The organism is Flavobacterium channae (assembly GCF_021172165.1).
Classification (GTDB): Bacteria; Bacteroidota; Bacteroidia; order Flavobacteriales; family Flavobacteriaceae; genus Flavobacterium; species Flavobacterium channae.
On the sequence record NZ_CP089096.1, the window covers coordinates 264,396 to 277,869 of the forward strand.

The following is a 13,474-nucleotide window of genomic DNA, read 5'->3' on the forward strand; positions in this document are numbered from 1 at the left end:
CTTTCTAGAATTGGCACATTGACTAATTGTCTAATTGCTACATTAAAATTACTCCTTCGTAATCACTTGCATTGTTTCTCTCGAAATTTGGCGTAACAATATCGTTTTGTTTGTTTCAACTACTTTAGCAGCATTTTCATCAAAGTATCTAATAGTATAAAGCGATACATTTTCGTTGTACGCTACTTTGAATTTTTTAGCCAATACTTTTCTTAATTCTTCAAAGTTGTTGTATTTATCTTCAATACAAACCGAGAAACTAATTGCTGTATTTTGAATTAAGTTTACTTTGATTTTATATTTTGAAAACAATCCAAAAATCTCACTGATATGATTTTCCATGATAAAATCGAAATCAATAGATGATAACGATAATAACAATTGGTTTTTCTTTACAATAAAACAAGAAGTTTGCGGAATCAAATCGGCACCTCTAGATACACTTGTTCCAGGTAATGTTGGGTTAATAAACGATTTTACAAATAACGGAATTTCCTTTTTCTGTAAAGGTTGTAGTGTTTTTGGGTGAATTACCGAAGCTCCGTAAAAAGCCAACTCGATTGCTTCTCTATAAGAAATTTGGTTCAACAAAATCGCATTTTCAAAATATCTTGGATCGGCATTTAAAACGCCTGGAACGTCTTTCCAAATAGTAACACTTTCTGCTCCTAAACAATAAGCAAAAATTGCAGCAGTGTAATCCGAACCTTCACGACCTAAAGTAGTAGTGAAATTATTCTCATCAGAACCTAAAAATCCTTGTGTGATGTTTAGAGTTTTCTTTTTAACCCCTTTTGAGATTAGTTTTTGAGTGGTTTCCCAATCAACTTGTCCATCTCGATAATTGTTGTCGGTTTTAATCAACGGACGAACATCAATCCAATTGTTTATTAATCCTTGCGAATTGAAATAATGACTTACAATCGTAGTTGATACCAATTCTCCAATACTTACAACTTGATCGTAAACGAAGTTATAGTTTGGTGATTTATTGCTACGAATGAAATATTCTAAATCGTCGAAATGTGCGTTTACATCAAAAAATACATCATGATCTTCGTCTTCAAATAAGTCTAGTAAAATTTGGTTGTGGTACTTTCGTACTTCTTGAAGTGATGCATGTAATTCCTTAGATTTTTCAAAATAGTTTTTGATAACCACTTCTAATGCATTTGTGGTTTTTCCCATTGCAGAAATTACTAATAAAACATCTTCATGTCCTACAGTGTTTAAAACATGTAATACGTTTTTTACGCCTTCGGCATCTTTAACTGATGCACCTCCAAATTTAAAAATTTTCATTTTGAAGAATTATATAGTTGTGTTTAAAAATTGTTCAATTCCTTTTTCGTCCATGTGTACTACACGCCAATCTCCTATTAATTTTGCTCCCGATTTTTCATAAAAATCAATCGCGGGTGTGTTCCAGTCTAAAACATTCCATTCGATACGGCGAACGTTTTCGGCTTTTCCTTGTTTAATGATTTCTTTGTAAAGCGCAAATCCGGCACCTGTTCCACGTTTGCTTTCTTTTACAATTAAATCTTCTAAATGAATGGTTTTTCCTTTCCAAGTTGAATAACGGTAATAGTACAAAGCCATTCCAATAATTGCATTGTCAACTTCGGCAACGAAACATTGAAAAAGTGGATTTTCAGAAAAACCATCGCGAACCAAATCTTTAACCGTAACTACAACGGCATCAGGTTCTTTTTCAAAAACAGCCAATTCTTGTATCAATTCTAATACGGAAGGCATGTCGTTTTTTGTTGCTTTTCTAATTGTCATTTTTCAAAATTTTTTACAAAAGTAAAATTAACTTAAACATCTTTTCAAATTAATTCTATCATTTCACAAATTTACCGATATTTGTGCCTTAAACACAACTACATCGATTGCGAAATGGAAGAAAGAAATAAGACTTTAGGCGAATTTATTATTGAACATCAAAATTCGTTTCAGTATTCAACAGGGGAATTATCACGTATTATCAACTCAATACGATTAGCTGCTAAAGTAGTTAATTATAAGGTAAATAAGGCAGGATTAGTTGATATTGTTGGTGCTGCTGGAGAGCAAAACGTACAAGGTGAAGATCAGCAAAAATTAGATGTTTATGCTAACGAAGTTTTTATTCAAACGTTAATTAATAGAGAAATTGTTTGTGGTATTGCTTCAGAAGAGAATGATGATTTTATAACAGTTGCTGGGTCAGATAATTCACACAACAATAAATATGTAGTTTTGATGGATCCTTTGGATGGATCTTCAAATATTGATGTAAATGTTTCAGTAGGAACGATTTTTTCAGTTTTCAGAAGAATTACACCAGTAGGAACTCCAGTAACTTTAGAAGATTTCTTGCAGCCGGGAATTAATCAAGTGGCGGCAGGTTATGTAATTTATGGAACATCAACTATGTTGGTTTATACAACTGGTCACGGTGTAAACGGATTTACTTTAAATCCTGCAATTGGGACTTTCTATTTGTCGCATCCCAACATGAAATATTCGGAAGATGGAAAAATTTATTCGATTAACGAAGGGAATTATGTTCATTTCCCACAAGGTGTTAAAGACTACATCAAATATTGTCAGTTAGAAGAAGGCGACAGACCTTACACGTCAAGATATATCGGAAGTTTAGTTTCTGATTTTCATAGAAACATGATTAAAGGTGGAATTTACTTATATCCAACTAGTTCAAAGGCACCAAATGGGAAATTACGTTTGCTTTATGAATGTAATCCAATGGCGTTCATTGCTGAACAAGCAGGAGGAAAAGCTTCAGACGGTTTCAAAAGAATTATGGAAATTCAACCAACAGAATTACACCAACGCGTTCCATTTTTCTGCGGAAGTAAAAACATGGTAGAAAAAGCAGAAGAGTTTATGGCGAAAGCGAAGTAAATTATTCAAATCATAAAACTAAAAAAAGCACAAACTCGTTAGAATTTGTGCTTTTATATTTTAAAACAGTTTTTAATTATCTGTTCATGTGTTGCATTTCGTATGTGAATGTATCTAAATCAACATTCATTTCTACTAATTTTAATGCTTTGTCTACAATATAACCTACGTTTCCAGCAGTAAATCCTAAAGCTAAAGCAAAACGAGTTAGTAAATCTTGTTGTTTTTCTCCTAAAATATGATCTGCATAAACCATTCTTGCTAAATCATACAAACGCTCTAAACGGTGTGCATGCATTAATGGTGGATTTACAGGATATTTTAAAGGGTTTTCTAAAATTTCTTCGTATTCCGCTTGAGAAATTTCTAATTTGATAGCTAATTTATCTAAGAATTGTTTTTCTTCTGAAGTGATAGTTCCGTCAGATAAAGCCACTCTTACAATTGCTGAAAAATGACCTTTATTTCTGTTTCTAAAACCGCTATCGAATAAATCTGAAATTGACATGTTGTTAGTTTTTTATTTAGAACAAAATTACATAAAAAATCTATTTTTTTACAACAAATTAAGAAGGTTTTGTGATGCAGAATTTGGTAGCTTAAAAAAATAAATCGTAAGTTTGAATTTCCCCAAAAATAAATTGTTATGTCAGAATTTTGGATGTATTTTAATATTGGTCTAAAGCATGTATTAGATATTAATGCATACGATCATGTTCTTTTTTTAATTGCTTTAATGGTGCCTTATGCCTTTAAAGATTGGAAAAATGTTTTTGTTTTAGTCTCGCTTTTTACACTTGGGCATACATTGGCTTTGTTGTTGTCAGTTTACGGAATTGTACAAATTCAAGCCAATTTAGTTGAGTTTTTAATTCCAATTACCATCTTAATTACAGCTATTTTTCATTTGTTTACCGCAGGTAAATCTTCAAAAAATGAAAGCATCACATTTGTGGCAATAGTCACTTTGTTTTTTGGAATTATTCACGGATTAGGATTTTCTAATTATTTCAAAGCTATTTTGCCAGGAAAAACTTCAGATAAGTTACTGCCTCTTTTAGAATTTGCATTAGGAATAGAAGCTGCTCAAATTATAGTAGTTTTGATGGTATTAATCATTTCATACGTAGTACAAACTTTTTTCCGTTTTTCAAAAAGAGATTGGGCATTAGTTATGTCAGCATTTATAATTGGTGTAGTTTTGCCAATGATTATTGAAAGCGAAATTTGGAACAGATAATGAAGAAAGAAAAAAAAGAAAAATACGACAAAGCCTATTTGCGCATTGCCAAAGAGTGGGGAAATTTGTCATATTGTCAACGAAAAAAAGTTGGTGCAATTATTGTTAAAGGTAAAATGATAATTTCTGATGGCTACAACGGAACGCCTTCTGGTTTTGAAAATTGTTGTGAAGACGAAGATAATGTAACCAAATGGTATGTATTACACGCTGAAGCAAATGCTATTTTAAAAGTAGCGCGTTCTACGCAATCTTGTGAAGATGCAACATTATATATTACGCTTTCACCTTGTAAAGATTGTAGTAAATTAATTCATCAATCAGGAATTAAAAGAGTAGTATATCATCAAGAATATAAAGATACTTCAGGTGTTGATTTCTTAAGAAAGGCAGGAGTTGAGGTAGAATTAATAGAAGATTTAGGTTAAAATGAGAATGAACAAAGTATATTTTCCAATTGTACTCGCAGTAGCTGTTGCGGGCGGTTTGCTATTGGGAAGTAAACTCAATCCTTCTACTGAAAATACATTTCTTGGCAAAAATGCTAACAGAAATAAACTAAACAAACTTATCGATTTTATTGAAAAAGAATATGTTGATAGTTTAAATACAGATTCTATTGTTGATCTAACCGTAAATGGAATTTTAGAAAAATTAGATCCACATTCAGTTTACATTCCTAAAAAGGAATTAGCCGCTGTCGAACAAAGTATGCGTGGTGATTTTGTTGGTATTGGCGTTAATTTTTATATGTACAACGATTCGGTTGCCATCATTAAACCTGTTCCAAACGGACCTTCAGAAAAAGCGGGTTTAAAAGCCGGAGATCGCATATTATTTGCGGATAAACTACAGCTATACAATAAAAAGTTAGAAACTGATACATTGTTTTCTATCCTAAAAGGTGAGCAAGGTTCTAACGTAAAATTGACCGTTTACAGAAAATCTGAAAAGAAAAAATTTGCTGTAAATGTTACACGTGATGTTATTCCAATAAAAAGTGTTGATGTAGCCCAAATGTTAGATAAAACTACGGGATATATCAAAATCAATCGTTTTGCTGAAAAAACTTATGAGGAATTCTTAGCTGGGTTAACCAAGTTGAAAAGTGAAGGAGCTAATCATATAATTGTCGATTTGCGAGACAATGGTGGCGGTTATTTGGATTCGGCTGAAAAAATTGCTGATGAATTCCTGAAAAACAAAGAATTAATCGTTAAAACCAAAAACAAAAAAGGAAATATAGATTCAACTCTTGCTACAGAGAAAGGAATTTTTGAAACTGGCAAAGTTTCAATTTTAATCAATGAAAATAGTGCTTCTGCCAGCGAAGTTTTGGCTGGTGCAATTCAGGATAACGATAGAGGATTGATTTTTGGAAGACGTTCTTTTGGTAAAGGTTTGGTGCAACGCGAAATGCCTTTAGGTGATGGTTCCGCTGTTCGATTAACCGTAGCAAGATATTACACACCATCGGGTCGTTCTATTCAAAAACCTTATGAAGACAAAGGTGAAAATTACTTTAACGAGTTTGATAAAAGATTTGAAAGCGGCGAATTGTACGAAAAAGACAAAGTCAAAATTGCGGATAGCTTAAAATTCAAAACTAAAAAAGGAAGAATTGTATACGGTGGTGGTGGAATAATGCCGGATGTTTTTGTTCCGTATGAAGATGCGCACGGTTCGGAAGGATTGACAATGTTAATGCAATCTGGATTGGTGAATTATTTTGTTTTCGAACAATTGGATAAAAACCGTAAAAAATTCGATGGAATTTCCAATGATGATTTAGAAATCGAAATCAAGAAAGGAAATTATTTTAATGATTTTAAAATATACATGGCAAAAGGAGGTTTGCTGTTTAATTTGGATACTCAAAAAGAAAAAGTATTATTCTATCTTCAAGCAGAATTTGTTCGTCAACTGTTTAACGAAAAAGCCTATTACCAATTGATTTTAAAGAAAGACAATATGGTGAATAAAGTGTTGAGTAAGTAAAATATGAAATTAAGTTTAAAGAAAAGAACTAGTGTAAAACCTAAAAGAAAATCTGCGGGTATAAATTTGATGCCTTTTTTTGTTTGGGTTTCAATTTTTGCTTTAGTATTTACCCTTTTTATTGTTTACAAAATTACTGTAAGTGAAAGGAGGTTTTTTTCGATTAGTTTGATTGCATTATTAAGCGGTGTTCTTATTGAAAGTTATAGGATTTCAAAAGATTGGAAAATTGTATTTTTTAAATTTATTGGTGCTTATGTTTTTAGTTTTATAGCTTTTTTACCAAAAAAAAATGAAGTAAACTACAGGATAGAATCACACATTGAATTTTGGCTTCAGACAATTGTTATTATTTACGTAGTTATTTCTGCTGTATTTTATAAAGAAAAGATTGTGCAAAAGTTAACAGAAGGAATTACACTATTATTATCCTTGTCATTAATATATTGGGTTATAGATTATGGATTTGTGAATATAGATTTTCTTATTGTTAAAATTCTTTTAATAATTGGATTGTTGTTCGCGATTTACTCAATTTTCCATTCTTTATCATATTTGACTCTGACTAGGACAAGTAGACTTGTTTTAAGTGTTTGGAGTTCAATAGTTGTTTTTGCATTTGCTTTAGATAATGTTTTTAGAGTTTTTACAAGTAAAAACATTGAAGATTCAGAATATTTTACTGAAGGACTTTATATAGGAATACAATATTTCCTGTTAGGAATTTCAGCTATTTATATTTTGCAAAATTATTTTTTCCTTACAGACTTATTGCCTAACAAAAACGGTAATTATAAGAAAGATTTATATCATGCAAAAAGTGCACATATTAAACGATTTTCAGACAGTCAAGTTTCAAGAAAAAGTTCTTTAATCTGCATTTTATATTGTAGTAGTCTGTATTTTTTTAATAGCTATTATGATTTATTGCCAAGACATACTATGATTTGGTTAGTTATTTTTAGCTTTCCAATAATTGTTGGACTTTTTGATTATATGATGTCAAGAAGTAAGGTTGATTCTATTTCCCAATAGCATCATGCACCTGCACCGGATTTCCGTTATTCCACAACGTTAAAATATCCGTTGCTACTGAAGCTCCACTTCCAGCGGCAATGCTTAACTGACTTCTGTGTCCCGCTAAAACACCTGCTACGTAAATACCTTCGGTAACCAAATGGTCGGTATTTTTTAATTGAATTCTGTTTTTCTCTGGAGCTGCTTTTTGATGTGGGGTTACAAACGATTCTAATCCTTCAATGGTAAAAGGATTTCCAGAACCAATAGCAATTACAACAATTTTAGTTTGAAGCGAAGATTTGTTGGTAGTAATTGTGAAATTTCCAGCTTCTCCTAAAATGGAAATCACTTTTTCGCCATGAATTTGTTGTACGTGCGGATAAGATTGGGTTAAATGTTCCAAACTCTCTTCCAATAATTCACTTCCTAATTTTCCTGCGGGAATTCCGTATGCGTTATTAAAAATGGCATTTTGTAACGAAGAGGCTTTTTGGTGCGCCACAATTGCAATTTTTTTATCCATAGCAAAAGGTTTGTTTAGGGCTGAACCCAAAATCAAAGCACACGAAACGCCAGAAACACCAGCGCCAATAATTAAAACATCTAACATTAGTTTTTTGTTTTTTCTTCAATCATTTTAGAAAGGCGCAATAATACTAATAATAAAATAGCGCAAATTCCAGAAACTACACCGATTATTGCAACAGTACTTTGTCCTTCAAACGGATTAGAATAATCAATTTGAAAAAGGTTGAAAACGATTAAAGCTAATGAAATGGCTACTGCCACATAAGTGAAAATTTTCATTTTATAAAATTTCTAAATAAATAATCCTTTAACATTTGCAGCAAATAATTTCACTGCTATTGCAAGTAAAATAACACCAAAAACTTTTCGAATTACACCTAATCCGTTAGTTCCTAATAAGCGTTCAATTTTACCTGATGATTTTAAAACACCATAAACCACCACGACATTAATTACAATGGCAATTATTATGTTTATCTTATCATAAGCGGCGCGCAAGGAAAGAATCGTTGTCATTGTTCCTGCTCCGGCAATTAATGGAAATGCAATTGGAACAATGGAAGCCGTGCTTGGATTGTCTTCTTTATAAAGTCGGATTCCTAAAATCATTTCCAAGGCAAGAAAAAACAATACAAAAGAACCAGCAACGGCAAACGAATTGGCATCAATACCAATTAATTTTAGAATTTCTTCACCTACAAATAGAAAAGCAATCATGATAATAGCTGCAACAATAGTCGCTTTTTCAGATTGAATATGCCCCATTTTACTACGTAAATCAACAATAATCGGAATGCTTCCTACTATATCAATTACCGCAAAAAGAATCATACTTATGGTAAATACATCTTTCCAATTGATTCCTAATTCCATAAAACGCTCAATTTTTATGCAAATATAAGGATATTAAACGAAGTGCCTTTTTTATTTAACGATACATTATCATATGAAGTTCAATAGCAATGGCAATTTCAAAATTTCAAGTCAATTTCATAAATCAAATCAACTTCTAAATTCTAATTTCATAAATCTGATTTCAAAGTCGTATCTTTGCACTTTAAATTATACATCATGTTTCAGTTAAATAAAACTATAGTTTCGGAAGAAATCTTAGAGAAAGAGTTCGTTTGCAATTTATCGGCATGCCAAGGTGCTTGTTGTGTTGATGGAGATGCAGGTGCTCCCTTAGATGAAGAAGAAACTAGAATTTTAGCTGAAATTTTCCCTAAAGTAAAACCTTTTCTTCGTCCTGAAGGAATTAAAGCTATCGAAGAACAAGGAACTCATGTTGTTTCTGATTTTGGTGAATTAGAAACACCACTTATCGATGGTAAAGATTGCGCTTACGTGATTTTTGATGGTAAAACAGCGCTTTGCGGTATTGAGCAAGCCTACAATCAAGGTGTTGTTGATTGGAAAAAACCAGTTTCTTGTCACTTATATCCTATTCGAATTAAAGAATATTCTGATTTTGCAGCGGTGAATTATCACAAGTGGCACATTTGTGATGATGCATGTTCATTAGGTCAAGAATTAGGTGTTCCAGTTTATCAATTTGTGAAAGAAGCACTGGTTAGAAAATTCGGACAACAATGGTTTGACGAATTGGATAAAGTAGCCAAAGAATTAAAAAAATAATCCTGATTTTTAAGTTTTAAAAATCGTTGTGAACGACTGGTTTTTCAGTTGCTAACAAGGTTTTAACTTTTGTTTTATGTTTTTTAATTAATTGTAAATCAATTAGTTGAAAAATATATATTATTTTACTGACAAATCTGAGCTTTGTTAAAAACTTAACTCAATTGTGAATAAGTTTGCCTTTCATTTTTCATTTCAAATGACAAACTTTGTAATCCCCAAATAAATCAATTTAACCAATCATTAACATTTTTAAAATCAAATAGCTATGTCTATAGTGGAACCTATTTTGCAAGAAAACAAAGATCGATTTGTAATATTTCCTATCAAACACCAAGATATTTGGGAATGGTACAAGAAACAAGAAGCGTGTATTTGGACAGCAGAAGAAATAGATTTGCACCAAGACTTGACTGATTGGAATAATAAACTAAACGATGATGAAAAATATTTCATCAAACATATTTTAGCGTTTTTTGCTGCATCTGACGGAATTGTAAACGAAAACTTAGCTGAAAACTTTGTAAACGAAGTACAATATCCTGAGGCTAAATTCTTTTATGGTTTCCAAATCATGATGGAAAACATTCATAGCGAAACGTATTCGTTATTGATTGATACATATGTAAAAGACGAAGCAGAGAAAAACCAGTTGTTTCATGCAATTGAAGTATTCCCAGCCATCAAAGAAAAAGCACAATGGGCTTTAAAATGGATTGAGTCGGATTCTTTTGCAGAGCGTTTGATTGCGTTTGCAGCTGTTGAAGGAATTTTCTTCTCTGGTTCTTTCTGTTCAATTTATTGGTTAAAAAAACGTGGTTTAATGCCAGGATTAACGTTTTCTAACGAATTAATTTCACGTGATGAAGGAATGCACTGTGATTTTGCAGTTCATTTACACAGACATCATATTGTTAATAAAGTTTCTAAAGAAAGAATTACTGAAATTATTGTAGATGCTTTAAATATCGAAAGAAAATTCATCACGGAATCACTTCCGGTAAGTTTAATCGGTATGAATGCTACTTTAATGACGCAATATTTAGAATTCGTAACGGATAGATTGTTAGTAGAATTAGGTTGCGAAAGAGTTTACAATGCTTCTAATCCATTTGATTTTATGGATATGATTTCATTACAAGGAAAAACCAATTTCTTTGAAAAGCGTGTTGCAGAATATCAAAAAGCAGGAGTTATGAACTCTGATTCAGAATCGAGCAAAATTAGTTTCGACGCTGATTTCTAAAAATTAATAAAATATGGAGTGCTATAAAATGTCGGGAGACTTGCACTTTTGTTCAATAAATACTAATCGAAAATAGGGAAGGGATTGTCTGTTTTCAAAAAACTAAAAAGCTTATGTATGTAGTAAAAAGAGATGGCCATAAAGAGCCAGTAATGTTCGACAAAATCACGGATAGGATTAAAAAACTATGTTATGGATTAAATGACATGGTAGATGCTGTTAAAGTGGCAATGCGTGTAATTGAAGGTTTATACGATGGTGTTACCACTTCAGAATTAGATAATTTAGCAGCAGAAACCGCAGCTTCTATGACTGTTTCTCACCCAGATTATGCCCAACTTGCAGCTCGTATTGCAATTTCTAATCTACACAAAAATACAAACAAGTCATTCTCGGAAACGATGAGTGAAATGTACCACTATGTAAATCCAAGAACGAATCAAAAAGCGCCTTTGATTTCTGATGAGGTACATGAAGTTATTCAGGCAAATGCAGAATTTTTAGATTCTCACATCATATATACTCGCGATTTTAACTACGATTACTTTGGTTTTAAAACCTTAGAGCGTTCGTATTTATTAAGAATCAATGGTAAAATCGTTGAGCGTCCACAACACATGTTAATGCGTGTTTCTGTTGGAATTCACTTAAATGATTTAGAAGCGGTTATTGAAACTTACGAATTAATGTCGAAAAAGTTCTTTACACATGCTACACCAACATTATTCAATGCAGGAACTCCAAAACCTCAAATGTCATCTTGTTTCTTGTTAACAATGAAAGATGATAGTATTGATGGTATTTACGATACTTTAAAACAAACAGCAAAAATTTCACAATCAGCTGGAGGAATCGGTTTAGCTATTCACAATGTAAGAGCTACAGGTTCATACATCCGTGGCACAAACGGAACTTCAAACGGAATTGTCCCAATGTTGCGTGTTTTTAACGATACGGCTCGTTATGTAGATCAAGGTGGAGGAAAACGTAAAGGAAGTTTTGCTATTTATTTGGAAACATGGCATGCTGATATTTTCGAATTCTTAGACTTGAAAAAGAATACAGGTAAAGAAGAAATGCGTGCAAGAGATTTATTCTTTGCAATGTGGACTTCTGACTTGTTCATGAAACGTGTTGAAGAAGATTCAACTTGGACATTAATGTGTCCAAACGAGTGTCCAGGTTTAGACAACGTTTATGGTGAAGAATTTGAAGCGCTTTATACATCTTACGAAGCACAAGGAAAAGGTAGAAAAACCATTCGTGCACGAGAATTGTGGGAAAAAATTCTTGAATCTCAAATCGAGACAGGTACACCTTATATGTTGTATAAAGATGCAGCGAACAGAAAATCAAACCAAAAGAACTTGGGTACAATTCGTTCGTCTAACTTATGTACAGAAATTATGGAGTACACTTCTGCAGACGAAATTGCAGTATGTAACTTAGCGTCTATTTCTTTACCAATGTTTGTTGAAAACGGAGTGTTTAATCACGAATTGTTATATAACGTAACAAAACGTGTAACACGTAACTTAAACAAAGTAATTGATAGAAACTATTACCCAGTTTTAGAAGCTGAAAATTCAAACATGCGTCACCGTCCAGTAGGATTAGGAGTGCAAGGTTTAGCAGATGCTTTTATCATGATGCGTTTACCTTTTACAAGTGATGAAGCTAAAAAAGTGAACCAAGAAATATTTGAAACCTTATATTTTGCAGCCGTTACTGCTTCTATGGAAATGGCAAAAGAAGAAGGTCCATATTCAACTTTTGAAGGTTCACCAATATCTAAAGGAGAATTCCAACACAACCTTTGGAATATTAAAGATGAAGAACTTTCTGGTCGTTGGGATTGGGCAAGTTTAAGAAAAGAAGTAATAGCAAATGGAGTAAGAAACTCGTTGTTAGTTGCGCCTATGCCAACAGCTTCAACTTCTCAAATTTTAGGAAACAACGAAGCTTTTGAACCATATACATCTAATATTTATACAAGAAGAGTATTATCAGGAGAATTTATTGTAGTAAACAAACATTTATTACATGATTTAGTAGAAAGAGGTTTGTGGAACGAATCATTAAAGCAAGAAATCATGCGTCATAATGGTTCGGTGCAAAATATCGAAAGAATTCCTTCTGACTTAAAAGAATTGTACAAAACAGTTTGGGAAATGTCGATGAAAGATATTATCGATATGAGTCGTCAAAGAGGTTACTTTATTGACCAATCGCAATCGCTTAACTTGTTTATGCAAGATGCAAATTATGCTAAATTAACATCGATGCATTTCTACGCTTGGAAATCGGGCTTAAAAACAGGAATGTACTATTTAAGAACAAAAGCTGCGGTTGATGCAATTAAGTTTACTTTAAATAATGATAAAAAAGCGGAGCCAATTGAAGTACAGGCGCCACAAACAGAAGTTAAAAAAGTAGAAGCAATTGCAGTTTTAGATGAGCCAGCTGAAATGTCGGCTGAAGAGTATAGAGCTATGATTGAAAGAGCACGTAATTCGGGTCCAGAAGATTGCGAAATGTGTGGTTCTTAATCTGAGAAAACAGAATATAGAAAATAGAATATAGAAAGCAGTTGTTCGCTAAGGCGAACGACTGTTTTTCTTTTAAAATAATTACGATGCAATTCGTACATTTGAAAAAAATAGCAATTATGTCAAAAGATAAAAAAGGCGTTTACACAGGGATTATTGAACAAGATGCAGATGGAAACTATTTCTGTGGTGAATATTTATTGGATTACCAATACACAGAGAAGAACTTCAAATTAGGCGATGAAATCAACATCAAATCGGTAATTGTAAACCCAAGTGATAAGAGTTACAATCAATATCCAAAAAAATCGAGAAATTTCTTTTTAGCAAACGAAAAAGAATAAT

Annotated in this window: 15 protein-coding genes; 9 read left to right on the top strand and 6 right to left on the bottom strand. The window is 32.3% G+C overall.

Annotated elements, in window-relative coordinates:
• Nucleotides 1–48: 48 nt before the first annotated feature.
• On the bottom strand, nucleotides 49–1,302 hold the full coding sequence (locus LOS89_RS01095) for an aspartate kinase (protein ID WP_231835890.1): 1,254 nt from the start codon (nucleotides 1,300–1,302) through the stop codon (nucleotides 49–51).
• A 9-nt stretch (nucleotides 1,303–1,311) separates the two neighbouring features.
• Nucleotides 1,312–1,788, bottom strand: a complete 477-nt coding sequence (locus LOS89_RS01100; protein ID WP_231835891.1) for a GNAT family N-acetyltransferase — start codon at nucleotides 1,786–1,788, stop codon at nucleotides 1,312–1,314.
• A gap of 114 nt (nucleotides 1,789–1,902) precedes the next feature.
• Between LOS89_RS01100 and fbp the strand changes: the two genes are divergently transcribed.
• Nucleotides 1,903–2,910 (top strand): class 1 fructose-bisphosphatase, encoded by a 1,008-nt coding sequence (fbp, locus tag LOS89_RS01105; RefSeq protein WP_231835892.1) that lies wholly within the window; start codon nucleotides 1,903–1,905, stop codon nucleotides 2,908–2,910.
• A 76-nt stretch (nucleotides 2,911–2,986) separates the two neighbouring features.
• Here the strand turns inward: fbp and LOS89_RS01110 are convergent, their stop codons facing one another.
• Nucleotides 2,987–3,418, bottom strand: coding sequence for a tellurite resistance TerB family protein (locus LOS89_RS01110; RefSeq protein WP_231835893.1), 432 nt, complete (start codon nucleotides 3,416–3,418; stop codon nucleotides 2,987–2,989).
• 138 nt (nucleotides 3,419–3,556) lie between these two features.
• On the opposite strand from LOS89_RS01110, the gene LOS89_RS01115 reads away from it, so the two are divergent.
• The 4 genes from LOS89_RS01115 to LOS89_RS01130 are packed head-to-tail and all read left to right on the top strand — an operon-like array spanning nucleotide 3,557 to nucleotide 7,183.
• Nucleotides 3,557–4,150 carry a HupE/UreJ family protein gene (locus LOS89_RS01115; protein WP_231835894.1) on the top strand — a complete coding sequence of 198 codons (594 nt, stop codon included), beginning with the start codon at nucleotides 3,557–3,559 and terminating at the stop codon, nucleotides 4,148–4,150.
• The gene (locus LOS89_RS01120) at nucleotides 4,150–4,578 is read left to right on the top strand and encodes a deoxycytidylate deaminase (protein ID WP_231835895.1); all 429 of its coding nucleotides are present in this window, start codon (nucleotides 4,150–4,152) and stop codon (nucleotides 4,576–4,578) included. Before LOS89_RS01115 ends, LOS89_RS01120 begins: the two co-directional genes overlap by 1 nt.
• 1 nt (nucleotide 4,579) lies before the next feature.
• Nucleotides 4,580–6,148, top strand: coding sequence for a S41 family peptidase (locus LOS89_RS01125; RefSeq protein WP_231835896.1), 1,569 nt, complete (start codon nucleotides 4,580–4,582; stop codon nucleotides 6,146–6,148).
• Nucleotides 6,149–6,151: 3 nt separating this feature from the next.
• Nucleotides 6,152–7,183: a hypothetical protein gene (locus LOS89_RS01130; protein ID WP_231835897.1), complete on the top strand. Its 1,032-nt coding sequence runs from the start codon at nucleotides 6,152–6,154 to the stop codon at nucleotides 7,181–7,183.
• On the opposite strand, the gene LOS89_RS01135 is transcribed toward LOS89_RS01130, so the two are convergent.
• The 3 genes from LOS89_RS01135 to LOS89_RS01145 are packed head-to-tail and all read right to left on the bottom strand — an operon-like array spanning nucleotide 7,170 to nucleotide 8,569.
• Nucleotides 7,170–7,778, bottom strand: a complete 609-nt coding sequence (locus LOS89_RS01135; RefSeq protein ID WP_231835898.1) for an FAD-dependent oxidoreductase — start codon at nucleotides 7,776–7,778, stop codon at nucleotides 7,170–7,172. The two genes, LOS89_RS01130 and LOS89_RS01135, sit on opposite strands and share 14 nt — an antisense overlap.
• Nucleotides 7,778–7,975 (bottom strand): hypothetical protein, encoded by a 198-nt coding sequence (locus LOS89_RS01140; RefSeq protein ID WP_231835899.1) that lies wholly within the window; start codon nucleotides 7,973–7,975, stop codon nucleotides 7,778–7,780. Before LOS89_RS01140 ends, LOS89_RS01135 begins: the two co-directional genes overlap by 1 nt.
• 12 nt (nucleotides 7,976–7,987) lie before the next feature.
• Complete coding sequence (locus LOS89_RS01145; RefSeq protein WP_231835900.1) at nucleotides 7,988–8,569, bottom strand: MarC family protein; 582 nt, start codon at nucleotides 8,567–8,569, stop codon at nucleotides 7,988–7,990.
• A gap of 198 nt (nucleotides 8,570–8,767) precedes the next feature.
• On the opposite strand from LOS89_RS01145, the gene LOS89_RS01150 reads away from it, so the two are divergent.
• The 4 genes from LOS89_RS01150 (at nucleotide 8,768) to LOS89_RS01165 (ending at nucleotide 13,473) form a co-directional block, all read left to right on the top strand.
• Nucleotides 8,768–9,334 carry a DUF3109 family protein gene (locus LOS89_RS01150; protein WP_231835901.1) on the top strand — a complete coding sequence of 189 codons (567 nt, stop codon included), beginning with the start codon at nucleotides 8,768–8,770 and terminating at the stop codon, nucleotides 9,332–9,334.
• A gap of 268 nt (nucleotides 9,335–9,602) precedes the next feature.
• On the top strand, nucleotides 9,603–10,580 hold the full coding sequence (locus LOS89_RS01155) for a ribonucleotide-diphosphate reductase subunit beta (RefSeq protein ID WP_231835902.1): 978 nt from the start codon (nucleotides 9,603–9,605) through the stop codon (nucleotides 10,578–10,580).
• A 113-nt stretch (nucleotides 10,581–10,693) separates the two neighbouring features.
• On the top strand, nucleotides 10,694–13,129 hold the full coding sequence (locus LOS89_RS01160; RefSeq protein WP_231835903.1) for a ribonucleoside-diphosphate reductase subunit alpha: 2,436 nt from the start codon (nucleotides 10,694–10,696) through the stop codon (nucleotides 13,127–13,129).
• A 119-nt stretch (nucleotides 13,130–13,248) separates the two neighbouring features.
• Complete coding sequence (locus LOS89_RS01165; RefSeq protein WP_231835904.1) at nucleotides 13,249–13,473, top strand: hypothetical protein; 225 nt, start codon at nucleotides 13,249–13,251, stop codon at nucleotides 13,471–13,473.
• Nucleotide 13,474 lies beyond the last annotated feature (1 nt).